The 23,074-nt window shown below is 62.1% G+C and carries 22 protein-coding genes (1 of these 22 cut by a window edge); 18 read left to right on the top strand and 4 right to left on the bottom strand.

The features are described from left to right. Window positions 1-28: 28 nt before the first annotated feature. Both ACX3M4_RS17475 and ACX3M4_RS17470 read left to right on the top strand, forming a co-directional pair. Window positions 29-673, top strand: a complete 645-nt coding sequence (locus ACX3M4_RS17475) for a L,D-transpeptidase (RefSeq protein WP_459359451.1) — start codon at window positions 29-31, stop codon at window positions 671-673. A 44-nt stretch (window positions 674-717) separates the two neighbouring features. Further along, window positions 718-1,047, top strand: a complete 330-nt coding sequence (locus ACX3M4_RS17470) for a hypothetical protein (RefSeq protein WP_459354271.1) — start codon at window positions 718-720, stop codon at window positions 1,045-1,047. Between the two features lie 35 nt (window positions 1,048-1,082). On the opposite strand, the gene ACX3M4_RS17465 is transcribed toward ACX3M4_RS17470, so the two are convergent. Beyond that, window positions 1,083-1,742: a GntR family transcriptional regulator gene (locus ACX3M4_RS17465; RefSeq protein WP_459354270.1), complete on the bottom strand. Its 660-nt coding sequence runs from the start codon at window positions 1,740-1,742 to the stop codon at window positions 1,083-1,085. Between the two features lie 338 nt (window positions 1,743-2,080). Here ACX3M4_RS17465 and ACX3M4_RS17460 point away from each other — a divergent pair, with 338 nt between their 5' ends. The 11 genes from ACX3M4_RS17460 (at window position 2,081) to proC (ending at window position 13,375) form a co-directional block, all read left to right on the top strand. Beyond that, entirely contained in the window at window positions 2,081-2,881 is an 801-nt protein-coding gene (locus ACX3M4_RS17460; protein ID WP_459354269.1) for a transporter substrate-binding domain-containing protein, read from the top strand. Between the two features lie 309 nt (window positions 2,882-3,190). Further along, on the top strand, window positions 3,191-3,853 hold the full coding sequence (locus ACX3M4_RS17455; protein WP_459354268.1) for an amino acid ABC transporter permease: 663 nt from the start codon (window positions 3,191-3,193) through the stop codon (window positions 3,851-3,853). 10 nt (window positions 3,854-3,863) lie between these two features. Then, window positions 3,864-4,526, top strand: a complete 663-nt coding sequence (locus ACX3M4_RS17450; protein WP_459354267.1) for an amino acid ABC transporter permease — start codon at window positions 3,864-3,866, stop codon at window positions 4,524-4,526. Next, entirely contained in the window at window positions 4,523-5,245 is a 723-nt protein-coding gene (locus ACX3M4_RS17445) for an amino acid ABC transporter ATP-binding protein (RefSeq protein WP_459354266.1), read from the top strand. The genes ACX3M4_RS17450 and ACX3M4_RS17445 overlap by 4 nt, the downstream gene beginning before the upstream one ends. Before the next feature lie 87 nt (window positions 5,246-5,332). Beyond that, window positions 5,333-6,274 (top strand): dihydrodipicolinate synthase family protein, encoded by a 942-nt coding sequence (locus ACX3M4_RS17440; protein ID WP_459354265.1) that lies wholly within the window; start codon window positions 5,333-5,335, stop codon window positions 6,272-6,274. Between the two features lie 7 nt (window positions 6,275-6,281). Further along, window positions 6,282-7,214 carry a 4-hydroxyproline epimerase gene (locus ACX3M4_RS17435; protein ID WP_459354264.1) on the top strand — a complete coding sequence of 311 codons (933 nt, stop codon included), beginning with the start codon at window positions 6,282-6,284 and terminating at the stop codon, window positions 7,212-7,214. A gap of 15 nt (window positions 7,215-7,229) precedes the next feature. Continuing rightward, window positions 7,230-8,660 (top strand): aldehyde dehydrogenase family protein, encoded by a 1,431-nt coding sequence (locus ACX3M4_RS17430; RefSeq protein WP_459354263.1) that lies wholly within the window; start codon window positions 7,230-7,232, stop codon window positions 8,658-8,660. Between the two features lie 167 nt (window positions 8,661-8,827). Next, window positions 8,828-10,078 carry an NAD(P)/FAD-dependent oxidoreductase gene (locus tag ACX3M4_RS17425; protein WP_459354262.1) on the top strand — a complete coding sequence of 417 codons (1,251 nt, stop codon included), beginning with the start codon at window positions 8,828-8,830 and terminating at the stop codon, window positions 10,076-10,078. Window positions 10,079-10,090: 12 nt separating this feature from the next. Continuing rightward, window positions 10,091-11,194 carry a cis-3-hydroxy-L-proline dehydratase gene (locus ACX3M4_RS17420; RefSeq protein WP_459354261.1) on the top strand — a complete coding sequence of 368 codons (1,104 nt, stop codon included), beginning with the start codon at window positions 10,091-10,093 and terminating at the stop codon, window positions 11,192-11,194. Window positions 11,195-11,219: 25 nt separating this feature from the next. Then, a complete protein-coding gene (locus tag ACX3M4_RS17415) occupies window positions 11,220-12,245 on the top strand; it encodes a trans-3-hydroxy-L-proline dehydratase (RefSeq protein ID WP_459354260.1) in 1,026 nt (341 codons plus the stop codon). Between the two features lie 275 nt (window positions 12,246-12,520). Continuing rightward, entirely contained in the window at window positions 12,521-13,375 is an 855-nt protein-coding gene (gene proC, locus ACX3M4_RS17410) for a pyrroline-5-carboxylate reductase (RefSeq protein WP_459354259.1), read from the top strand. A gap of 15 nt (window positions 13,376-13,390) precedes the next feature. Here proC and ACX3M4_RS17405 read toward each other — a convergent pair whose 3' ends face one another. The 3 genes from ACX3M4_RS17405 to ACX3M4_RS17395 are packed head-to-tail and all read right to left on the bottom strand — an operon-like array spanning window position 13,391 to window position 17,643. Then, window positions 13,391-15,781: a glycoside hydrolase family 31 protein gene (locus ACX3M4_RS17405; RefSeq protein ID WP_459354258.1), complete on the bottom strand. Its 2,391-nt coding sequence runs from the start codon at window positions 15,779-15,781 to the stop codon at window positions 13,391-13,393. 1 nt (window position 15,782) lies between these two features. Then, on the bottom strand, window positions 15,783-17,093 hold the full coding sequence (locus tag ACX3M4_RS17400; protein WP_459354257.1) for a TRAP transporter large permease: 1,311 nt from the start codon (window positions 17,091-17,093) through the stop codon (window positions 15,783-15,785). 25 nt (window positions 17,094-17,118) lie between these two features. Next, entirely contained in the window at window positions 17,119-17,643 is a 525-nt protein-coding gene (locus tag ACX3M4_RS17395; RefSeq protein ID WP_459354256.1) for a TRAP transporter small permease, read from the bottom strand. A 259-nt stretch (window positions 17,644-17,902) separates the two neighbouring features. On the opposite strand from ACX3M4_RS17395, the gene ACX3M4_RS17390 reads away from it, so the two are divergent. From ACX3M4_RS17390 to ACX3M4_RS17370, 5 genes are all read left to right on the top strand, one after another. Continuing rightward, window positions 17,903-18,883 (top strand): TRAP transporter substrate-binding protein, encoded by a 981-nt coding sequence (locus ACX3M4_RS17390; protein WP_459354255.1) that lies wholly within the window; start codon window positions 17,903-17,905, stop codon window positions 18,881-18,883. 40 nt (window positions 18,884-18,923) lie between these two features. Further along, entirely contained in the window at window positions 18,924-20,744 is a 1,821-nt protein-coding gene (locus tag ACX3M4_RS17385) for a glycoside hydrolase family 2 protein (protein WP_459354254.1), read from the top strand. After that, entirely contained in the window at window positions 20,741-21,481 is a 741-nt protein-coding gene (locus tag ACX3M4_RS17380) for an FCD domain-containing protein (RefSeq protein ID WP_459354253.1), read from the top strand. The genes ACX3M4_RS17385 and ACX3M4_RS17380 overlap by 4 nt, the downstream gene beginning before the upstream one ends. A gap of 48 nt (window positions 21,482-21,529) precedes the next feature. Next, entirely contained in the window at window positions 21,530-22,711 is a 1,182-nt protein-coding gene (gene uxuA / locus ACX3M4_RS17375) for a mannonate dehydratase (RefSeq protein WP_459354252.1), read from the top strand. Window positions 22,712-22,805: 94 nt separating this feature from the next. After that, window positions 22,806-23,074: the 5' portion of a dihydroneopterin aldolase gene (locus ACX3M4_RS17370; RefSeq protein ID WP_459354251.1), read on the top strand. It continues 145 nt past the right edge of the window; the window shows 269 of its 414 coding nt (coding positions 1-269); it begins with the start codon at window positions 22,806-22,808; its stop codon lies off the right edge, out of view.

Here is a 23,074-nt window from a genome sequence, read left to right as displayed (position 1 = left end):
GCTGGCGAATTCGTATCGCGGTGCCCTCATGGGAGCGGTCGCCGTCGCGGCGCTGGCCTTTGCAGGCCTCGCCATGGCGCAATCTTTCCAGACGCAGATCTATGATCCGGTCAACCGCAAATGGGTGGATTATACGCCACGCGCCGCCGCGAAATACTTCAACAGGCATGGCCAATCTCCGGAAGAATTCCGACGGCAGGTGGTTCAGTTCCGTACGGCCGAGAAGCCCGGCACGATCATCATCGACGGCGACCGGCACTTCCTCTATCTGGTGCAGCCCAATTTCCAGGCGATCCGCTACGGCATCGGCGTCGGAAGGGACGGGTTCGGCTGGGCCGGCATTGTCAAGGTCGGCCGCATGCAGGAATGGCCGACCTGGACACCGCCGCCTGAAATGATCGCCCGCGATCCGGCGTCTGCCCAATGGCAGAACGGCATGCCGGGCGGGCCGGACAATCCGTTGGGCGCCAGGGCGATGTATCTTTACGTCGGCAACCAGGATTCCATCTATCGCATTCACGGCACCAACGAGCCCTGGACGATCGGTCTCAACATTTCGTCCGGCTGCATCCGCCTCAACAACGAGGATGTCGCCGACCTTTACAGCCGCGTCGAGGTTGGCGCGAAAGTCATCGTGTTGATGCAGGGCGCCGCGCTTTACAAGGGCGTCTAGATTTTCGGGTGTCCAGATTGGGCAGAGGGCAGGAGATGCGTGCAATGAGATCCGTGACAGCAGCAAACCGGGGTGCCGGGCTTGCCGCAATTCTGTGCCTGTCCCTTGCGGCAGGCTGCAACACCAGCGGCTCGAACCAGGCCCCGAGTGCCGGCGATGTCCGCTCTACCAGCGAGACGGCGCCGACGGATCTTCAGCTTTTATGCGCGGCGACTGCTGCGGAAGAGCTGCAGGTGGCCGACGGCAATGTGCTGCCCGTCAGTTCCATGCGTTCCGGCGAGGCGGCCTATCAGGTCAACCTCACTTTCTCCGGCGGCCAGGCTGTCTGCGTAATCGACGAAACCGGTACCGTGCAATCGGTCACCCGGGTCTGATTTTCTGAAAACCCGTGAAGGTCTGGGGAGGCCGATCAGCCTGCCTGAAGATGCTTCAGCAGGGAGGCCTTGGCGCCCTGGATATGATCCCGGGTCAGCTTCGAGGCGAGATCCGCATCGCCCTTCTCGCAGGCGTCGAGAATGGCGAAATGTTCGCGTCCCGCCCGCTCCATGCCGTTCGACAGGACCAGCTGCGCGCGGATCTGGCGCTCGACCCGGTCGATGGCGTTGTCGGCGATCTCCTGGAAGAATTTCAGGTCGCTGGCGCTGTAAAGCGTCTCGTGGAAGTCCCGGTTGAGGTCGCCATAGGCCATGGGGTCGGTGGCAGAGGAAAAGGCCGCGCACTTGTCGCGCGCCTCCGCCAGCAGTTCCTTGGACATCCTCGGCACCGCGCTGCGGATGATTTCCGGTTCGACAAGAGCACGCAGGTCGAAGATTTCTGCCGTTTCCGTCGGCGACAGGCCAGCAACGACAGCGCCCTTGTAGCGCTGGGTCTTCACCAGTCCCTGCTCCTCCAGCCGCGAGATCGCCTCGCGCACGGGGATGCGGCTGGTGTTGAAGAGACGGGCGATTTCGTCCTGGCGCAGCGGCTCGCCTTCCTCCAGCTGGCCCTCGATAATGGCTTTCCGCAGCGCATCGAACACAATCGACGACGCTGACGCGGTCGCGGAAATATCCATCGTTTTCAGTTTCATAGGACCAGTACTCCCTGATCTCACCTTTTACGGGATGGGCCCTGAATGGTGAAGCGAAAATGATTTGGAATATTTTATATTGAATATTGGATCCAATTTGGTTTATCAATTGTCCGCCCAAGGGAAACACCCAAGGCGGAAGAGGTCAGGCCCTGTGCGGTCCGGCCGTTTCTGCAAGAGGGGAGCCGGGCACATGCAGGCAGGGCTTGGTGCCGGTGTGGCACTGGGACTCTCCGGTATTGCTGCAGGCCGGCGAGGGACTTGCCAGAGGGCCGGACTGAAAGAACCCGTGGCCCGGGAAGCCACGGAAACAAGACTTCAAACAAAGAGGGGAAATCATGATCAGGAAATTTGTGGCGATTGCCGCCCTGTCGCTTGCCGCCGCGCTGCCGGTTAAGGCCGACACGCTCGATGACGTCGTGGATCGCGGCCAGTTGAAATGCGGCGTGGTTCTGGACTTCCCGCCGATCGGCTACCGGGACGAGAACAACGAGCCGGCCGGATTCGACGTCGAATATTGCAGGGATCTCGCCGCCGCGCTTGAGGTCGAGGCGATCATTTATCCGGTTACCTGGGCCGAGCGCCTGCCGGTCATCGTGACCGGCCGTGCCGATGTGGTCTTCGGTGCCACCTCCGACAGCCTGGCCCGTGCGCGCACCGTCGGCTTTACCATTCCATACGCGATCTATTACGCACAGGGCGTGGTCAACACAGAGAGCGGGATCAAGGGCTTCGACGACATTCGCGGCAAGCGCGTCGCCGCTGCGATCGGCACCGTGCCGGAACAGGAGTGGCTGAAGATCGCCGCCGAATGGGGTGAAGAGCATCTCTATCAGGGCTACCAGTCGGAAAACGAGGTCTTCCTGGCTGTTGCCCAGGGCAAGGCGGATATCGGCCTGACCACCAACACGGCGGTAAAGCCGATCACCGAACAGTATGAAACGCTGGAACCCGGCCCGCGCATGCCCTGGACCACGGACTACACCTCCGTCGTCGGCAAGCGCGAGGACGTGACCTGGCTCAACTTCCTCAATCTCTTCGTCACCCATCAGGTGCGCTCCGGCCGCTACGACGAGCTCTGGGGCAAGTATGTCGGCGGCGACGCCCCGGAACTGCGTATCCCGGGCGTGATGTACTGAGGAAATCGCGACGGAGTGACCGGCATGGAGACCTGCCGGTCATTCGCGGCATACTCTGATGTCATCCCGGGCGACCGAAGGGAGGCCCGGGGCCCACTCGCTTCCAGAGAGGTTGAGCGGTGCTCTGGCCGTCGGAGAAAAACTCCGCAGCTTCAGCAAGTTGCCCGGCGAGTAGGCCCCGGATCTGCGCTTCGCTTGTCCGGGGTGACACCAGCGGACAAAACCTCGGCAGTGCATCTTGCTGGCGAGATTTTACGAACACGATTGCCTTGCTTCTTTCGGGTGGGGTAGCCGGAGAAAAATCGAAACATGTTCGACTACAATTTCCATTGGCGGCCGGTCATGAAGAGCCTGCCGGATCTCCTGGAAGCGGGGCTGCTGACCCTTCAGGTCGCGGCGCTTTCCATGGTGATCGGCATCGTCATCGGGCTCTGCCTTGCGCTGATCCGGCTGAAGATGAAGGGGCCGCTGCTGTGGCTGGCAACCGCCTGGGTGGAGCTGGCACGCAACACGCCGGCTCTCTTCCAGCTGTTCTTCTTCGGCTTCGGGATCGGCGCCTTCGGCATCCACCTGTCGCCCTTTGCCATCGTGCTTGCCGGTCTCAGCTTCAACTGCGCCGGTTACCTGGCGGAAAATTTCCGTGGCGGGTTCCAGGCGGTGCCCGATACCCAGCTGCGCGCGGCGCGGTCGCTCGGCATGACATCCTTCCAGGCCTATACACGCATCGTCATCCCGCAGGTGTTCCGGATCGTCTATCACCCGGTCACCAACCAGATGGTCTGGGCGGTGCTGATGTCCTCGCTCGGCATGCTGGTCGGCTTCCGCGAACTCTCCGGCGAAACGCAGTTCTTCGCCAGCAAGACCTTCCGGATCTTCGAATATTTCGCCGTCACCGCCGTGATCTACTACGCGATCGTCAAGATCATTCTCGGGGCCTCCCGACTGATGGCCTGGCGCCTGTTCCGGTATTGAGGAGGCGAGGATGAACCAGACAATCAACTTCTTCTCCGGCTTCAACATTCACGACTTCTGGTTTTTGGGGGAAGCCGCGCTCAGGACCCTCTGGATCTCGGCAGTTTCCATCAGCATCGGCACACTGCTCGGCGGGCTGTTCGGCTGGATGCTTTATGAGGGCCGGCTGACGGCGACCCTGCTGCTGGCGCCGGTGCTGGACATCTTCCGCTCCGTGCCGCTGATCATCCAGCTGGTGCTGTTCTACAACTTCGCGCCGATTGTCGGCCTGGATCTTGATCCCTTCGCCTCGGGCGTCGTCATCCTGACGATCTACTGTGCCGCCCTCGTCGCCAATGTTGCCCGGGGTGGTGTCGAGGCGGTCGGCAAGCCGATGCGGCGCGCAGCGCGGTCGCTCGGGATGAGCTACTGGCAGGACATGCGCCACGTGGTCCTTCCCATCGGCGGGCGGGCCGTCTTTCCGGCCTGGGTCGGGGTGGCGCTCGGTGTCATGAAGGATTCGGCGCTGGTTTCCGTGCTCGGCTATGTCGAGCTGCTCAAGGCCAGTCAGATCCTCATTACACGGACGCAGGAACCCTTCCTGATCCTCTCTCTCGCAGGCGCGTTCTATTTCGCGCTGTCCTTCCCGATCTCGCGCTATGCCGCAAAACTGGAAAAAAGGTGGGCCCTATGATCGAGATCCGCGGCCTTGAGAAATTTTTCGGCCCGCTTCAGGTGCTCAAGGGCATCGACCTCGACGTCGAAAAGGGCGAAGTCCTCTCCGTCATCGGCGCCTCCGGCTCCGGCAAGTCGACGCTCCTCTATTGCATCAACGGCCTGGAGCCGATCCAGAAGGGATCGGTCATGGTCGACGGCACGGATGTGCATGGCAAGGGCACCGATATCAACAAGCTGCGCCAGAAGCTCGGCATGGTGTTCCAGCAGTGGAACAGCTTTCCGCATCTGACAGCGCTGGAAAACGTTGCCTTGGCGCCAAAGATCGTCAAGGGCAAGCCGCGCGACGAAGCCCGTGCGATCGCCGAGAAGCAGCTCAAGCATGTCGGGCTCGAGGACAAGTTCGACGTCTATCCGAACAACCTCTCCGGCGGCCAGCAGCAGCGCCTCGCAATTGCCCGCGCGCTTGCGATGGAGCCAAGCTACATGCTCTTCGACGAGGCAACGTCCGCGCTCGATCCGGAACTGGTGGGCGAGGTGCTCGACACGATGCGGCTGCTGGCGGAAGAAGGCATGACGATGATTTGCGTCACCCACGAAATGGGCTTTGCCCGCGATGTGTCCGACCGTGTCGCCTTCTTCCACAAGGGGGTGATGGAGGAGATCGGGCCGCCGGCCCAGATCTTCGGCGAACCCAATTCCGAGAACACCCGAAAATTTCTTGCTAACGTGCGCTGACCCGGCGCTACAACAGATCGTCAGGCTGAGGGCCCGTGCCTGGCACGGGGAGCCAACAGGCAGGCCTGACCTATCCAGGAGTGAATGATGACGTCCAATATCTTCTCCGGCTGCATGCCCGCGCTGATGACCCCGTGCAAGGCCGACCGCACGCCCGATTATGAGGCCCTCGTCAAGAAGGGCCAGGAACTGATCGCAGCCGGCATGTCCGCCGTCGTCTATTGCGGCTCCATGGGCGACTGGCCGCTGCTGACCGACGAACAGCGCATGGAAGGCGTGGAGCGCCTGGTGAAGGCCGGCGTGCCGGTGGTCGTCGGCACCGGCGCCGTCAACACAAAGTCCGCCGTCGCTCACGCCGCCCATGCGGCCAAGGTCGGCGCCCATGGCCTGATGGTGATCCCGCGCGTTCTCTCCCGCGGCATTTCCACGATCGCGCAGCGCCATCATTTCAGTGCCATCCTGAAGGCGGCACCGAACCTGCCGGCAGTGATCTACAACAGCCCCTATTACGGCTTCGCCACCCGCGCCGATCTCTTCTTCGACCTGCGCAGCGAATTTCCGAACCTGATCGGCTTCAAGGAATTCGGCGGTCTGAATGACCTGCGCTATGCGGCCGAGAACATCACTTCCCAGGATGACGATGTAACGCTGATGGTCGGCGTCGACACCGCCGTCTTCCACGGCTTCGTCAATTGCGGCGCGACCGGCGCCATCACCGGCATCGGCAATGCCATCCCCAGGGAAGTCCTGCATCTGGTCTCGCTCTGCAAGAAGGCCGCCGCAGGTGATGCAAAGGCGCGCCGTCAGGCAAAGGAACTGGAAGAAGCGCTTGCTGTCTTGTCCAGCTTCGACGAAGGCACGGACCTGGTGCTCTACTACAAGCATCTGATGGTGCTGAACGGCGAGCCTGAATACACGCTGCATTTCAACGAGACCGACATGCTCACCGACGCGCAGCGCAACTATGTCGAAGCCCAGTACAAGCTCTTCAAGACCTGGTACGCCGACTGGTCGGCGCAAGCGGAGTAAAAGCGCGATGCGTGTCATCGACAGCCATACGGCGGGCGAGCCGACTCGCGTCGTTCTCGAAGGCGGGCCGGACCTGGGGTCCGGCACGCTGAACGAGCGGGCGGCGCGGCTGGAGGCGGAGCATCTCGATTTCTGCGCTTCCGTCGTGCTGGAACCGCGCGGCCACGACGCCATCATCGGCGCGCTTTTGGTGCCGCCATCCGATCCGGACTGCGTTGCTGGCGTGATCTATTTCAACAACCTGCAGAACCTCGGCATGTGCGGCCACGCCACAATCGGCCTCGGCGTGACGCTCGCCCATCTCGGGCAGATCGAACCGGGTCGGCACAGGATCGAGACACCTGTCGGGGTGGTCGAAATCGATCTCATCGACGCCAACACCGTGTCGGTGGTCAATATCGAAAGCTACCGGCATGCAAAGGATGTCACAGTCGATGTGGAAGGTTTCGGACCGGTCACCGGCGATGTCGCCTGGGGTGGCAACTGGTTTTTCCTCGTCAAGAACAGTCCGATTTCCCTGACGGGTGCAAATATTCGCCCGCTGACCGACCTGACGCTGAAGATCCGCGAGGCGCTGGAGACGGCGGGGGTGACCGGCAAGGATGGCGCCTGGATCGATCACATCGAGCTTTTCGGCCCGGCAGACGACCCCGCAAACCAGAGTCGCAACTTCGTGCTCTGCCCGGGTGGAGCCTATGACCGCTCGCCTTGCGGCACCGGCTGTTCGGCCAAGCTCGCCTGCCTTGCCGAGGACGGCGCGCTGGCGCCGGGTGAGGACTATCTGCAGGAAAGCGTCATCGGCAGCACCTACAAGATCAGCTACCAGCCGGGAACGGCCGGTGGCGTCATTCCCACCATCACGGGGCAGGCCTTCGTCACGTCCGATGCCAACCTGATTTTTGATCCGGCGGACCCCTACCGCGCCGGCATCCGCCTCTAACCTGAGAGCGACATCATGGATTACAAAAACTTCGTCGGTGGGCAGTGGCATGAGACCACAGCCAGCACGCCCAACGTCAACCCGTCAGATATCAGCGATATCCTCGGCCATGCCGCCAAGGGGGGCCGGGACGAGCTCGACCAAGCCATCGAGGCCGCCCATCACGCCGCGCCCGGTTGGGCGGCGTCGACGCCGCAGCAGCGATTTGATGTTCTCGATTTTGTTGGCACCGAACTGCTTGCCCGTAAGGCCGAGCTCGGCCGTCTGCTGTCGCGCGAGGAAGGCAAGACGCTGCCGGAAGGTATCGGCGAAGTCGCCCGCGCAGGCCAGATCTTCAAGTTCTTTGCCGGCGAAGCCCTGCGGCTTGCGGGTGACAGGCTTGCCTCCGTCCGCCCTGGGATCGAAGTCGATGTAACGCGGTTTCCGGTCGGTGTCGTCGGCCTGATCACGCCGTGGAACTTCCCGATCGCCATTCCCGCCTGGAAGATCGCCCCGGCACTTTGTTACGGCAATGCGGTCATCCTGAAACCGGCCGAGCTCGTTCCGGGCTGCGCGCATGCGTTGGTCGAGATCCTCTCCCGCTCCGGCCTGCCGGAAGGGGTGATGAACCTGGTGATGGGCCGGGGGTCTGAAATCGGCCCGCGCCTCATCGAAAGCCCGAAGGTGAAAGCGATTTCCTTCACCGGCTCCGTGCCGACCGGCCGCGGCATCGCGGCGGCCTGCGGCCAGCACCTGAAAAAGGTGCAGCTGGAAATGGGCGGCAAGAACCCGATGGTCGTGCTGGACGATGCGGATCTGACCATCGCCGTAGAAGCGTGCCTGAACGGCGCGTTCTTCTCCACCGGCCAGCGCTGCACGGCAAGTTCGCGTCTCGTCGTCACCGAGGGCATCCACGACCGCTTCGTCGCCGCGCTCGCCGAGCGCATGCAGGCGTTGAAAGTCGGCAACGCCCTGGAGGACGGCATCCAGATGGGTCCGGTCGTCGACGAGCGTCAGCTGCAGCAGAACCTTTCCTATGTCGATATCGCGGCAAAGGAAGGCGGCAAGGTTCAGGGCGGCGAACGGCTCAACCGTCAGACTGAAGGCTTCTACATGGCGCCCGCCCTGGTGACGGAGACCGACAATGCCATGCGCATCAACACCGAAGAGGTCTTCGGACCGGTGGCTTCCGTCATCCGGGTGAAGAATTACGAGGAAGCGTTGAACATCGCCAACGACACCGAGTTCGGTCTCAGCTCCGGCATCTGCACCACCTCGCTGAAACATGCCAGCCATTTCAAGGCCAATGCCCAGGCCGGCATGGTGATGGTCAACCTGCCGACGGCTGGCGTCGATTATCACGTGCCTTTTGGCGGCACCAAGGGCTCCAGCTTCGGCTCGCGCGAGCAGGGCCGGTACGCGGCAGAGTTCTACACTTCCGTCAAGACTGCCTACACTCTCCCCTGAACTTGGCCCCTGAACTTGGCCCCTGAACTTGGCCCCTGAACTTGGCCCCTGAAGTTGGCCCCTGAAGTTGGCCCCTGAAGTTGACCCCTGAAGCTGGGCACGAAGCAGCAAACTGCCTGCGGGGCGTTTCGCCCTGCCCCGCAGGCCTTTTTTGAAAGTTCTTGGAAATGACGGACGACAGAGTCCAGGACATCATCGTGATCGGCGCCGGTATCATCGGCATCAGCTCTGCCCTTGCCCTGCAGGCAAGGGGACAGCAGGTGCTGGTGCTCGACCGGCAGTCCGAAACACCCCGGGCCTCGGAGATGAATGCCGGGGCTTTCGCCTTTACCGACATCGTGCCGCTGGCAACGCCGGGCATCATGCGCAAGGCGCCGAAATGGCTGCTCGACCCGCTGGGCCCGCTGTCCATTCCACCCGCCTATGCCCTGAAGATCGCACCGTGGATGCTGCGCTTCTGGCGGGCGAGTTGGCCGGACAAGTATCAGGCATCGATGACTGCCCAGGCAGCGCTGATGGCGCTGTCGCAGCAGGCGCTTGCAAGGCAGGTTTCCGACACGGCCGGCGACAGCCTCATCCAGGCCGAAGGCCAGCTGCAGCTTTATGAAGGCGAGCGGGAATATCGCGCCAGCCTGCCGGGCTGGGAACTGCGCAGGAAGCATGGCATCCGCTACGAACTTCTGGAGAGCCCGGAGGCGATTGCCGCGATCCAGCCGGGCCTCGATCCGCGCTTCACCCATGCCGCCTTCACGCCCGACTGGACCAACACCTGCGATCCGGCACGCTGGCTCAAGCATCTCGCCGACGTCTTTCTGGAACGCGGCGGCAGAATGGAGCGCGCCGATGTGACCGGGCTGAAGCCTGCGACCGATGTCGTTGATGTCGAGGCAGCCGGAAACACGTGGAAGGCCCGGCAGGTCGTTGTCGCCTCCGGGGCCTGGTCGCATCATCTGGCAAGGACTGTCGGCGACCGGATCCCGCTTGAGACCGAGCGCGGTTACAACACGACGCTGCCGGAAGGCGCATTTCCGCTCAAAACCCATCTGACCTTTTCCGGTCACGGTTTCGTCGTCACCAGGATCAACGGCGGTGTCCGTGTCGGTGGTGCGGTGGAACTGGGCGGCTTGCACCTGCCGCCGAATTACAAACGCGCCGAGATCCTGCTGGACAAGGCGAAACGCTTCCTGCCGGGCTTGAAGGCAGGCGGTGGCCGTCAATGGATGGGTTTCCGCCCTTCGATGCCCGACAGCTTGCCCGTCATCGACCGCTCGCCAAGCGACCGCCGCATCGTCTATGCCTTCGGACACGGCCATCTCGGCCTGACTCAATCCGCGGGAACGGCGGAACTGGTCGCAAGTCTCGTTACCAACGCAAAGACCCCCATCGATCTTTCCGCCTTTTCCGCGCGCCGCTTCTGAAGGAGAGCAGTCATGAAAATTTCGGCCATCAACGTCTTTCAGGTCGATCTTCCCCTGAAGGAGGGGCGCTACAGCTGGTCGAACGGCAATTTCGTCGAGGTCTTCGACTCGACCGTGGTCGAGATCGTCACCGACGAAGGCCTGAAAGGCTATGCGGAATGCTGCCCGCTCGGGTCTGCCTATCTGCCGAGCTACGCCATCGGGGTGCGGGCGGGTCTTGAGGAACTTGCCCCGCACCTGATCGGCAAGGACCCGCTCAATATCGGCGAGATCAACCGCGTGATGGACGCAGCCCTGCGCGGGCACCCGTACGCCAAGGCACCCATCGACATTGCCTGCTGGGACTTGCTTGGCAAGGCGACCAGCCAGCCGCTCTATACGCTGCTCGGCGGCGCGGCGCAGGATGACGTGGTGCTCTACCGGGCGATCAGCCAGGAAGCGCCGGAAATCATGGCCAGGAAGATCGAAGGCTATGCGGCCGAGGGCTACACCAAGTTCCAGCTGAAAGTGGGCGGCAATGCCAACGATGACATCGACCGCATCCATGCGACCCGCGCTGTCCTGAAAAAATCGGACCTGCTGGTGGCCGATGCCAATACCGGCTGGACCAAACACGAGGCCGCCCGCGTCGTCGGGGCCGTCTCCGCGCTGGATGTCTATATCGAACAACCGTGCCTCACTTATGAGGAGAGCGTCTCCATCCGCAGGCGCACGGCACTGCCGTTCATCCTGGACGAGGTCATCGACGGGCCGAATACCCTCGTGCGAGGCATCGCCGAAGACGCGATGGACTGCATCAACCTGAAGATCTCCAAGGTCGGCGGCCTGACCAAGGCCAAGCTGATGCGCGATCTCTGTGTCCTCCATGGCCTGCCAATGACCATCGAAGACACCTGGGGCGGCGACATCGTCACCGCGGCGATCGCCCATCTTGCGCGGTCGACCCCTGCCGACTTCACCTTCTCGGCGACGGATTTCAACAGCTACGGCACGGTCGACATCGCCGAGGGCGCGCCAAAGCGGGTCAACGGCCGCATGACAGCTTCCGACCGGCCAGGCCTCGGCATTACTCCGATCTTCGATGCGCTGGGTGAACCGGTCGCGCGTTATTCCTGAAGCTTTTAGAAAACAAGGTGCCGCCATGCGCAGCAGCAAGACCATCCACGTGATCTCCTGCCATGCCGAGGGTGAGGTCGGTGACGTCATCGTCGGCGGCGTCGCCCCGCCGCCGGGAGATACGCTCTGGGAACAACGCAGTTTCATCGCCCAGGACCAGACCTTGCGCAATTTCGTGCTGAACGAACCGCGTGGAGGCGTCTTCCGTCATGTGAACCTGCTGGTGCCGCCGAAACATCCGGACGCGGATGCCGCCTTCATCATCATGGAGCCGGAAGATACACCGCCGATGTCCGGCTCCAATTCCATCTGCGTCTCGACCGTGCTTCTGGACGGCGGCATCGTGCCGATGACGGAACCGGTGACAGAGATGGTCTTGGAGGCGCCGGGCGGTCTGGTGCGGGTGCGGGCGGAATGCCGGGATGGCAAGGCCGAGCGCATCTTCGTCCAGAACGTCACCAGCTTTGCCGACAAGATGGCCGTGCCGCTCGAGGTCGAAGGCATCGGCACGCTCACCGTCGACACGGCCTATGGCGGCGACAGTTTCGTGGTTGTGGATGCAGCCGCGCTTGGCTTCGAGATTGTCGAGGCGGAAGCCAAGGACATCGCCCGGCTCGGAGTCCGCATCACCAATGCGGCCAACGCACAGCTCGGCTTCTCGCATCCCGAAAACGCCGGCTGGGATCACATCTCCTTCTGTGCCTTCTGCGGCCCGCTTTCAAAAACGCCAACCGGCCTGACCGGCCGCTCGGCGGTTGCCATCCAGCCGGGCAAGGTCGACCGGTCTCCGACCGGCACGGCGGTCTCCGCACGCATGGCGCTGATGGCGGCCAAGGGTCAGATGAAGACCGGCGACACGTTCGAGGCCATCTCCATCATCGGGTCTTCCTTCACCGGACGGATTGTTTCGGAGGAAAGCATCGGCGGCAGGCCGGGCATTATTCCGGAAATTTCCGGCCGAGGCTGGGTCACCGGCATTCATCAACACATGCTCGACCCGAGCGACCCCTGGCCGGGCGGCTACAGGCTCTCCGACACCTGGGGAGCGTGATCCCGGATGCTGAATTGACGTAGGGAAATTCTTCTTCCTGCGAGAGTTTTTCTTCGCGGGTTGAAGGCGTTTCCGCGGGGTCTCGCAAGGGTCGATACCGTCGCGTCACATGCCTCTGGGGAAAGGGTCGAGTAAATCGTATCTATCATCCCAATCTTCGAAACGGATCTTTTGCGGAAAGAAAAAATTACCGGTGTCAGACGGTTACGTCTTGTCGCGGGTCCTGGAATTTATTCTATTGGGTTCCAGAAATAATTTTTGGCGATCGCGGCAAGATGGAAGAGCTGGCGAAGCGAGGCGTTTGCCTCATCGGATGCGGTTTTATGGGCAAGGCCCTTCTGGAGGCCTGGCTGGCAAAAGGGTTGCCTGCAGGATCGATCTTCGTGCGCGACCCGCGTCCGTCCGACTGGCTGCAGGCTCAGGCCGGCGTCAACATCAACGAGCCGTTTCCGGAGGCACCAGCCGCCATCGTCATCGCGACGCGGCCGCAGATCGTCGAAAGGGTTCTGCCACCCCTGAAGGACTTTGGCGGCGGCAGAACCGTGATCCTGTCGATTGCCGCCAGCAAGCCGATTTCCGTGCTGGCCGCCCATTTTTCAGACAACACCCCAGTGATCCGCGCCATGCCCAACCTGCCGGCAACAGTCGGTGCTGCGGTGACGACCTTCGTCGCCAATCCCGCCACAGACGACAGTCAGAAATCCGAGGTTATGGAGCTTCTTGCTGCCTTCGGCTCGCTGGTGGAACTGCCGAACGAGGACCTGCTGCCCGTCGTTACCGCGCTTTCCGGCGCGGGGCCCGCCTATGTCTTTGCCATGGCGGAAGCCTTTGCCGCCGCCGGTGCGGAGCTTGGCCTGCCCGAAGAGCTGGCGCATGAACTTGCCATCCGTACGGTGGCCGGTGCCGGGCGCATGCTGGCGCAGCCGGACGCGGATGCCACCGGTTTCCGTGTCGCCGTGACCTCCAAGGGCGGCACCACCGAGGCCGGCATGCTGGAATTCATGGCCGATGAAAACGGCATCCAGGATCTTGCCCGCCGCACGCTGGAAGCAGCCGCCGAGCGCTGCAAGGAACTCTCCGGGCTGAAGGCGTCCGAGCAGCCCAAGACCCTGCGTATCGTCAGGGAATGATGTCTGCCGATGCTCTTATGAGGCGGATGTTCCGAAAACAATTTTTTCGCCAGCCCGGTGCGGAGTGCCGTTGACACTCAAGTCATCCGGTCCTGCCAACCAGATGCCGACTTCGTTGAAGGCAGGGTGCCAGCTGCCCGAGCGGGTCCAGTCGAGATGGACGCCGCCATCCTTGCGTGACAGGCAAACGCGGGTCAGGCAGTGCCTGCCGGCAAGGGCGTCGACGCTATCGCCGTCGTCGTCGTAGAACTGCGACTGCCAGTCCGGGCAATTCTCGGGCTGAGGATAGATCCGCCAGCTCCGCACTGTGTCCAAGGAGGGATCGGACCGCAGATTGGCAGCGGCCATCGGCAACACTGTGCCGCCGCGCACAAACAGCGGGATCGTTTCCAGCGAGACCGGCACCTCGATCACCTGGCCGCCCTCGTGCCATTTCATTCCGTCGAAGTCCCACCAGCCTTCCCTGTTGGCGGGCAGGGTCACGCGCCGTGTCCTGGCGCCTTCCTCCACCACCGTCGCAACAAGAAGATCCCGGCCGAGCAGGAAGTCGAATTCGGCCTCGCGGCTGGCCGCATCGTTCGGATGATCCAGGAACAGCGGCCGCAGCATGGGCTCGCCTTCGGTGACCGACAGATGCAGCAGGCTGTAGAGATAGGGGATCAGCTGGGCCCTGAATTTCAGCGCATCCCGGATCAGCGGCGTAATCTCGGGATACATCCAGGCTTCGTTGGCGGTGCCGTCGTCGTTCCAGGAATGGATGGTGAAGCGCGGGTGGAAAATGCCGTTCTGCACCCAGCGCAGGAACAGTTCAGGTTCCGGCTTCGGACCGGCAAAGCCGCCGACATCGTGGCCAATGTTGTAAAAGCCGGAGAGGCTGAGGCCGAGGCCCATCGGGATGTTCCAGCGCAGGGTCTCCCACGAGGTGAAATTGTCGCCGGTCCAGGTCTGCGCATAGCGCTGGGTACCGGGGCAGGCGCAGCGGGAAATCAGATAGGGACGCTTGCGCGGCTGGTGTATGCTCTGGGCTTCGTGCGAGGCCCGTGTCATCAACTGGCTGTGCAGCGGCCGGATCAGGTTGACCGGGATCGGCATGCCAAAACCGTCGCAGACAGCCTCGTCGTCCCAGACTTCATATTCGTTGTTGTCGTTCCAGGTGCAGGCAATGCCCCTGTCGAAGAGCTTTTCCTTCAGGTTATTCTGCCACCAGCGGACCGTGTCCTCGTTGGTGAAATCGAGATGGGAACCGGTACCGTCCCAGAAAGGCGATTGCTCGGGTGCGCCGGTGTCGCAGTCGCGGATAAAAAGCCCTGCCCGGTCGGCCTCGCTGTAGAGCGGGTGATCGTCGAGCAGCACCGGCTTGATATTGGCAATGAGGTGAATGCCGGCTTGCCGATATGCCGCTGTCATCGCTTCGACATCCGGAAACCTGTCCGTGTTCCAGTGAAAGACGTAGCGCTTGCCCTTGATGGCCGTATAGCCCGACGACATCTGGAAACTGTCGCAGGGCATGTCCTCTTCCGAGAGCTTGCCGAGAAAGTCCGTCAGGCGCTCCTGGGCATTTTCCGAATCCGTATAGGCCATGGTCGAGCCGGAATAGCCGAGGCCCCAGCGCGGCATGAAGGCGGTGCCGCCGGTCAGCCAGTGGTGCCGCCTGACGATTTCCAGCACACTCGGCGCCCAGCTGAAATAATAGTCGAGGTCGCCATCATCGGCCCGGAAAGCGCGGAAAGGCGGATGGTAATTGTCCTTCTCGTTGCCGAGATCGAACCAGCACGGTGCCAGCGTATCGTAGTAAAGGCCGACAGCGCCGAGCGTGCCCTTGTCGGTGATCGTGAAGGGGACGTGCTTGTAGAGCGGGTCGGTCGTGCGGGCGTCATAGCCCATGGCGTCGAGATTGCGCATCTCGAAGCGGCGGCCGGTGCGCTCCAACTGGCCGGATTTTTCTCCGAGACCGTAGTAGCGCTCGTCGGGCATCCGCCGCAGGAAATGATGATTGCGGTGATCCCTTCGCCCGATCATGTAGGCGTCCTGCGGACGGTCCCGGGCAACCTCCTGCCACGGGTCGCCGGGTGCCTTGCGGGCTTCCCAGGTCATGGCAAGCGGTGTCCTCACGGTGAGGCGGAGCTGCGCGGTTTCCAAGATGAGAGCACCGTCACCTTCCGTGAGCTCGAAGGGCGGACAGGTGAAGCCGCCAAGATCGTCCCGCGGGCGGCCGTCGAAGGGAACGTCTCGTTCCGGTGCAATGGCCCAGGTCCGGTCCAGCCGGTACTTGCGGTCCTTCAGGAGGACAACGCGGATCAGAGCCTCCTCCAGCACCTTGATCACAAGCCGGTGCCGGCCTTCGACTTCGAGCGCAATGCCGGCGCTGGAACGGCCGGCATATCGCCAGGTCTTGAGAGCTTTCATCTTACGACCCTTGGTATCCGAGGAGCAGTTGCGGCAGGAAGAGGCTGAGTTCGGGGATGTACGTGATCACTAGGAGCAGGGCGACCAGCACCGCATAGAAACCCATCATCGGCCTGATCACCTCGCCGATCTTCACCCCGCCGACCGAACAGCCGACGAAGAGTGCCGAACCGACCGGTGGTGTGCAGATGCCGATGCACAGGTTGAAGGTCATGACGACACCGAAATGCACCGGATCCATGCCGAGATCCTTCACCACCGGCAGGAAGATCGGTGTGAAGATCAGGAGAGCCGGCGTCATGTCCATGAACGTGCCGACGACGAGCAGCGCAATGTTGATGATCAGCAGCAGCACGATCGGGTTTTCGGAAAGGCCGAGCAGCAGGTCCGAGATCGAATAGGGGATGTCGGCAAAGGCCATGGCCTTGGACATGGCGATTGAGCAACCGATCATGAGAAGCACGATCGAGGTCGTTACCGCGCTGTCGAGTATTATGCGCGGCATATCCCGCCATTTGACCTCGCCATAGACGATGACGGCCAGAAACAGCGTGTAGACGACGGCGACCGCCGAGGCTTCCGTCGCGGTGAAAATGCCGCCGATGATGCCACCCATGACGATCACGATGAGGCCGAGCGGCAGCATTGCAGCCAGGGTCTTGTCGATGACTTCCCTAAGGCTCGGACGCTCCTCGACCGGGTAACCGCGGCGTTTGGCGATGATGCCTGCGACGGCCATCAGGCTGAGGCCCATCAGGATGCCGGGAATGTAACCGGCCACAAAAAGCGCGGCAATCGAGGTGCCGTTGGTGATCAGCGAATAGACGATGAAGGTGGCGCTCGGGGGAATGAGAAGTCCGGTCGGGCAGGACGCGATGTTGACCGCGGCGCTGAAGGCCGGATCGTAGCCTTCCTTGCGCTGCAGCGGCGACATCACCCCGCCGACGGCGGCGGCCGAGGCGACCGCGGAGCCTGAAATCGAGCCGAACATCATGTTGGCAATAACGTTGCAGTGGGCGAGCGCGCCGGGCAGCCGGCCGGCAAGCACCTTGGCGAATTCGATCAGGCGCAGGGCGATGCCGCCCCGGTTCATGATGTTGCCCGCCAGGATGAAGAACGGGATCGCCAGCAAGGTGAAACTGTCGAGGCCGGAAGCGACTTGCTGGGCAACGATATAGACCGACTGGTCGAAGGACATGAACAGGAGGAAGGTGGCAAAGGCCGCCAGGCCGATTGCATAGGCGATCGGTACGCCGAGGACCATGAGAAGGGCGAAGGTCCCGAACAGGACGAGGACAGACTGGATATCCATGAGGTTATTCGTTCCCGGTCAGGTGTCAGTCGAGCGGTCCGCCGATGGAGGCGGTCTCGCCCTGGTCGTTCGGGCCGCGGCCGCTGCCGAGGATGTCGGCTACGAAGGTCAGGCAGTAGAACAGCATGCAGAGCCCGGAAAACGGGATCGCGACATAGACAAGGCCCATGGGCAGGCGCAGGGCAGGCGAAACCTGGCCGGTTTCAAGCGTCCGGCCCACCAGGTCGAGGCCGCCATAGACCATGATGAGCCCGGCAAAGAGCGCGATTGCGGCAACGATGGCGAGATTGACGAGCGTGCGCAGGTTTCCTGTGGCGATCACAGGCAGGAGATCGATCGCCAGATGCCGGCGCTGGCCGAGCGTGTAGGCGCCGCCGAGCAGCGCCACCCAGATGAACAGGAACCGGGCCATTTCGTCGGTTACCGTGCTCGGGCTTTCGAGCACATAGCGCGAGATAACCTGCCAGACGACGCAGACGACCAGAACGGCAAACGCGATGGTGATGACAAGGCGCAGGATCAAGTCCACGCCCCTGGTGATGACTGTCACGATATTCCTCCCGCACCGGTCCCGACCCGAAGGAAACGTGCGTTCCTCGAGGCTCCGGCGCTTCTAGACATGCGTCATGAAATAAAATTGGTCAACCAATTTTGTAAAAAAGGTTGACTGATTTTGAAAATTGGACGAACAATTCGGCCTCCGCGGCGGATTGGCGCCAACGTGCCGCGGCACCGATCCGTTCCCCGAGGGAGTGAAATTCCGGGGGGAGCGACATTCCTGCGGCCACGGCTGCAACTGGGAGGAAATCATGTCGAAATTCGTGAAGCTCGCGGCCATCCTGGCTGCAGGCGTCGTTGCGCTGGGCTCTGCCGCTTCTGCCAAGACGCTGCGTCTCAATCACAACAACCCGGAAGATCATCCGCTGCACAAGTCGATGCAGTTCATGGCCGACCGGGTCGAGGAACTGACCAACGGCGATCTGAAGATCCGCATCTATGCGAATGCCCAGCTCGGCACGCAGCGCGAATCCATGGAGCTGATGCAGAACGGTTCGCTGGATATGGCCCGCTCCAACGCGTCGGAACTGGAGGCCTTCGAGGAATCCTACGGTGCGTTGAACCTGCCCTATATCTTCGTCAACGCCGACCATTATTACGATGTCCTGACCAGCGACATCGGCGCCGACATCCTGGCTTCGTCCGAGGACAAGGGCTTCATCGGCCTTGCCTATTACATCGAGGGCGCTCGTTCCTTCTATGCCAACAAGGCGATCCATTCCCCGGAAGACCTGAAGGGCATGAAGATCCGTGTGCAGCCGAGCCCGTCGGCCATCCGCATGGTCGAGCTGCTCGGTGCCAACCCGACGCCGATCGCCTGGGGCGAACTCTACAGCGCCCTGCAGCAGGGTGTGGTCGATGGAGCTGAAAACAACCCGATGGCCCTGACCTCCGCCCGCCATGGCGAAGTCTCCAAGTTCTTCTCCGACGACGGCCACACCATGATCCCGTCGGTGGTGATGATCTCCACCAAGAGCTGGAACGACCTCGACGATGCGCAGAAGGAAGCGGTCCGCACCGCTGCGCGCGAAAGCATGGATTTCCACCGCGAGCAGTGGGACGCCATGAGCGCGGAAGCCGTCGAGACCGCAAAGACCGAACTGGGCGTCGAATTCATCGAAGTGGAAAAAGGCCCGTTCATCGAAGCCGTCCTGCCGATGCATGAGGAAGCCGCGAAGAACTCGGCAGTCGTTGCAGACCTGATCGAGCGCATCAAGGCCGCAGCGCAGTAACGCTCACCACACCGCAGAAAGTCCTGGCCGGAGGCCGCAGATGCTCGAACGTTCAGACCTTGCCGACAATGCGCTGCAGGCGCTGCATGACGAAGACTATGACGTGCCCTTCAACACGCAGTCTCTCAACCATGCCGGCTTGATCTTTATGGGCGGGCGGGCATCGGAAAGCCTCAATGGCGATTGGACTTTCTGCGTTGATCTCCTCGATACCGGTCTCCGGCAGAAATGGTTCGCCATGCTGCCGGAGGCTCCCGAACACCGGTCCGAGCCCTGGGACTACGACCCATACATGGGCGAAACCGTGCCGGTGCCCTCCAACTGGGCGATGCTGAAAGAGAAATGGTACTTCTTCGAAGGCAGCACCTGGTACACGCGGCCGCTGGATGTCGACACGCTCGACCCTTCAAAACGCCATTTCCTGCGCTTCGGCGCGGCGGCCTATGACTGCAAGATCTTTCTCAACGGTGAGTTCCTCGGCAACCACTACGGCGCGTCGACACCGTTCTGCGTGGAATTGACGGGCAAGCTCAAGCCCGGCCGCAACTGGATCATGGCCTGCGTCAACAACACCCGCACCCGCGACCGTGTGCCGATGCGCAACACCGACTGGTTCAACTATGGCGGCCTTTACCGCGAGGTCTCGTTTTTCGAAACGCCGAAATGCCTGATCAAGGACCTCTTCGTCTATCTGGTGCCGGACGGAACCTATGCGACCCTGCGCGCCGAGGTGACAGTCGACGGACCTGCGCGAGAGCCGGTCACCCTGTCGATCCCCGGTCTCGGCATCTTGAAGGAGATCGCAATTGACGAAGATGGCCAAGGCAGCCTCGACATTCCTGCCCGGCCGAGGCTTTGGAGCCCGGAGACGCCGGTGCTCTATGACGTCACTGCCACATTCGGCGAGGACGCTGTCCGCGACCGGATCGGTTTTCGCCAGATCGAACGGCGCGGCACGGACATTCTTCTCAACGGCGAGCGCCTCTTTTTGCGCGGCATTTCTGTGCACGAGGACGATGCGGTTCACGGCAAGGTGACAAGCGAAGATGATCTCCGCCGCCGTTTTGATCATGCCCGCGAGCTCGGCTGCAATTATCTGCGTCTGGCCCACTATCCCCACCACGAGCGTGCTGCTGAGCTGGCCGACGAACTCGGCTTTCTGCTCTGGGAGGAAATCCCGGTCTATTGGGCGATCGATTTTGCCAATCCGGCCACATACCGGGATGCGGAAAACCAGCTTTGCGAACTGATCAAAAGGGATCGCAACCGCGCCAGCGTCATCATCTGGTCGGTCGGCAACGAGAATCCGGACACCGATGCGCGGCTGACCTTCATGAATGGTCTCGCCGACACCTGCAAGCAGCTGGACCCGACCCGGCTGACCTCGGCCGCCTGTCTCGTCAACCATGCCCGCAACAGGATCGAAGACCGTCTGGCCGCGCATATCGATGTCATCGGCCTCAATGAATATTACGGCTGGTATGAAGAGAATTTCGACGATCTTGCCGCCATCGGCGAGAACTCGGACCCGGACCGGCCGGTGGTGATTTCGGAAACCGGCGCCGATGGTGTCATCGGCGACAAAGGCCCGAAGACGGGCCTCTTCAGCGAAGACTATATGGCCGAAGTCTACCGCCGGCAGATCGCGACCTTGCGCGAACTTGGCTACATAAAGGGCATGTCTCCGTGGATACTCTATGATTTTCGTGTTGAACGGCGGCAAAACATCTTTCAGAACGGCTATAACCACAAGGGGCTGATCGCCGCCGACAAGAAAACCAAGAAAAAAGCATTCCATATCCTGGCCGACTATTACCGAGAGATTGCCGCTGCCAGAGAGAATGCGAGGAAGGCCTCATGACCAGCGACATTTCCAAGCGCCGGTATCAGGAAATCGCGGAGCTGCTGGCGCGCCGCATCGAGGAGGGCGGTTACAAGCCCGGCGACAAGTTTCCGACCGAGCGCCAGATTTCGCTTGAGCTCGGCATCAGCCGCTCGCTGGTGCGCGAAGCCTTTATCGTTCTGGAAATCGAGGGCTATCTCGATGTTCGCAAGGGCTCCGGCAGTTATGTCGCCGACGGCGAGAAGATCTCGCTGCATGTCCCGAAAGCCGATTTCGGCCCGTTCGAACTGCTGCAGGCACGCCAGCTCCTGGAAAGCAGCATCGCAGGCTTTGCCGCAACGACCATCACCAAGAGCGACATCGTCCAGCTGCGCGAGACCCTGGAGCTGGAGCGCAAGGCCATCGAGAACGGCGAGGAAGACTATACCGCCGACCGGCAGTTCCACCTTTTGATCGCCGAGGCGACACAGAACAGTGTTCTCCATGCCCAGGTCGAGGACCTGTGGTCGAAGCGTGAGAACAGTTCCATGTGGGCGCGGCTGCATGACCGCATCTTCGACCTCAGTTACCGGGCAAAATGGCTCGACGACCATGCGGAGATCCTGGAAGCCCTGCGCCACCGCGATGGCGAGAAAGCCCGCCAGGCCATGTGGCAGCATCTGGAAAACGTGCGTCTGACCCTGCTTGAACTCTCCGATGTCGGCGATCCGGATTTCGACGGCTACCTTTATACGCCCGCCAAGGCGGCTCTCTGACCCTTTCAATTTTCCTGTCGCGACAACAACAAGAAAGACCTTGAAGCGATGATCGAAAGCTGGCGCTGGTTCGGGCCGCAGGATCCCATCTCCCTGAGGGACATCCGCCAGACGGGCGCGCGCGGGATTGTCACCGCCCTGCACGAAATCCCGAACGGCACCTTCTGGCCGGAGGAGGAAATTTCCGCGCGCCGACGCACGATCGAGGCGGCCGGTCTGGAATGGGTCGTGACGGAAAGCATTCCGGTGCATGAGGATATCAAGACCGGGGCACCGGGCTGGGAACGCTGGGCGCAGAACTGGGCGGAAACCGCGCGGGCGCTTGCCCGTCAGGGTATCAGGACCATCTGCTATAATTTCATGCCGGTGCTCGACTGGACCCGGACGGACCTCGACTATGAGCTTGCCGACGGCGCGACGGCGCTGCGCTTCGAGTATGCCGCCTACGCCGCCTTTGATCTCTTCATCCTGAAACGGGAGGGAGCCGACGCTGACTACCAACCGGAAGACATCGCGCTGGCGGAAGCGCGGCTGGCGCAATTGACACCGGAAGGGCGCGCGCGGCTGACGGCCAATATCATCGCCGGTCTGCCGGGCTCGGAGGAAAGCTACACCCTGGAGAGTTTCCGCGACCGGCTCGCCGCCTATGCGGATGTCGGCCGGGAGGAGCTGTTTCAGAACCTGCAGAACTTCCTCGACATCGTCGTGCCGGCGGCCGAAGAGGCCGGCGCCGTGCTGGCGATCCATCCGGACGATCCCCCCCGCTCCCTGTTCGGCCTGCCGCGGATTGTCGGCTCACTGGAAGACCTGCAGCGCATCGCCGCGATGAATGTGTCGCATGCAAACGGTTTCACGGTTTGCTCCGGTTCGCTCGGGGTCAACGCCAGAAACGATATTCCGGCGATTGTGGAAGCACTCGGCGAACGGGTGCATTTTGTGCATTTGAGAGCCACAAGACGGGAAGCCGATCCGCGCAGTTTCCATGAAGACGCACATCTGGAAGGCGACATCGACATGGTCGCCATCATCCGCGCCCTGCGCCGGCTGGAGCGGCGGAGAGGAAAAACGATCCCGATGCGGCCGGATCACGGTCACCGCATCCTGAACGATCTCACCGGCTCCTCGACGCCTGGCTATCCGGCCATCGGTCGCCTGCGTGGTCTGGCGGAACTGCGCGGCGTTGCCCTCGCGGTCGACGCCTTCGAAGGGGCTGATGCCACGGGGGGCTGAATCGGAGCCCCTCTGCTTCGGCTTGACGTCGAGGCCGGTGGGATGACATGGCTTTGCCCGGCCTTCCATTCTCATCAGGTTTCCGGAAACACCCATGTCTTCTGAATTCTCCCAGACCGACCGATCGTCAGACGCGCTTGTTGAAGACGGCCAGGATGTCATCCTGATCGAGGGCCTGAGCCTCCCGGTTGAGATCGGCGTTCTCGAAAGCGAAAAGGGGCGACGCCAGACCGTCCGTTTCGATGTGGAGATCCGGACCGTGCCGGGCTACCGGAAGATCGTCTGCGAAACGGGAGCCTATGTCTCCTATGCCGACACGGTCGCCTTCATCAAGGAGAAGGCGGCTACCGGCGGTCATATCGA

The sequence above is a fragment of the Roseibium sp. M-1 genome, from assembly GCF_054515675.1.
Note: the sequence above shows the minus strand (reverse complement) of the source record. Positions and strands in the feature narration are given on the sequence as shown.

Excerpts from the sequence above, each read along its gene's own strand:
- ACX3M4_RS17475 (WP_459359451.1), top strand. The coding sequence starts at position 29 with ATGGGAGCGGTCGCCGTCGCGGCGCTGGCCTTTGCAGGCCTCGCCATG.
- ACX3M4_RS17470 (WP_459354271.1), top strand. The coding sequence starts at position 718 with ATGAGATCCGTGACAGCAGCAAACCGGGGTGCCGGGCTTGCCGCAATT.
- ACX3M4_RS17465 (WP_459354270.1), bottom strand. The coding sequence starts at position 1,742 with ATGAAACTGAAAACGATGGATATTTCCGCGACCGCGTCAGCGTCGTCG.
- ACX3M4_RS17460 (WP_459354269.1), top strand. The coding sequence starts at position 2,081 with ATGATCAGGAAATTTGTGGCGATTGCCGCCCTGTCGCTTGCCGCCGCG.
- ACX3M4_RS17455 (WP_459354268.1), top strand. The coding sequence starts at position 3,191 with ATGTTCGACTACAATTTCCATTGGCGGCCGGTCATGAAGAGCCTGCCG.
- ACX3M4_RS17450 (WP_459354267.1), top strand. The coding sequence starts at position 3,864 with ATGAACCAGACAATCAACTTCTTCTCCGGCTTCAACATTCACGACTTC.
- ACX3M4_RS17445 (WP_459354266.1), top strand. The coding sequence starts at position 4,523 with ATGATCGAGATCCGCGGCCTTGAGAAATTTTTCGGCCCGCTTCAGGTG.
- ACX3M4_RS17440 (WP_459354265.1), top strand. The coding sequence starts at position 5,333 with ATGACGTCCAATATCTTCTCCGGCTGCATGCCCGCGCTGATGACCCCG.
- ACX3M4_RS17435 (WP_459354264.1), top strand. The coding sequence starts at position 6,282 with ATGCGTGTCATCGACAGCCATACGGCGGGCGAGCCGACTCGCGTCGTT.
- ACX3M4_RS17430 (WP_459354263.1), top strand. The coding sequence starts at position 7,230 with ATGGATTACAAAAACTTCGTCGGTGGGCAGTGGCATGAGACCACAGCC.
- ACX3M4_RS17425 (WP_459354262.1), top strand. The coding sequence starts at position 8,828 with ATGACGGACGACAGAGTCCAGGACATCATCGTGATCGGCGCCGGTATC.
- ACX3M4_RS17420 (WP_459354261.1), top strand. The coding sequence starts at position 10,091 with ATGAAAATTTCGGCCATCAACGTCTTTCAGGTCGATCTTCCCCTGAAG.
- ACX3M4_RS17415 (WP_459354260.1), top strand. The coding sequence starts at position 11,220 with ATGCGCAGCAGCAAGACCATCCACGTGATCTCCTGCCATGCCGAGGGT.
- proC (WP_459354259.1), top strand. The coding sequence starts at position 12,521 with ATGGAAGAGCTGGCGAAGCGAGGCGTTTGCCTCATCGGATGCGGTTTT.
- ACX3M4_RS17405 (WP_459354258.1), bottom strand. The coding sequence starts at position 15,781 with ATGAAAGCTCTCAAGACCTGGCGATATGCCGGCCGTTCCAGCGCCGGC.
- ACX3M4_RS17400 (WP_459354257.1), bottom strand. The coding sequence starts at position 17,093 with ATGGATATCCAGTCTGTCCTCGTCCTGTTCGGGACCTTCGCCCTTCTC.
- ACX3M4_RS17390 (WP_459354255.1), top strand. The coding sequence starts at position 17,903 with ATGTCGAAATTCGTGAAGCTCGCGGCCATCCTGGCTGCAGGCGTCGTT.
- ACX3M4_RS17385 (WP_459354254.1), top strand. The coding sequence starts at position 18,924 with ATGCTCGAACGTTCAGACCTTGCCGACAATGCGCTGCAGGCGCTGCAT.
- ACX3M4_RS17380 (WP_459354253.1), top strand. The coding sequence starts at position 20,741 with ATGACCAGCGACATTTCCAAGCGCCGGTATCAGGAAATCGCGGAGCTG.
- uxuA (WP_459354252.1), top strand. The coding sequence starts at position 21,530 with ATGATCGAAAGCTGGCGCTGGTTCGGGCCGCAGGATCCCATCTCCCTG.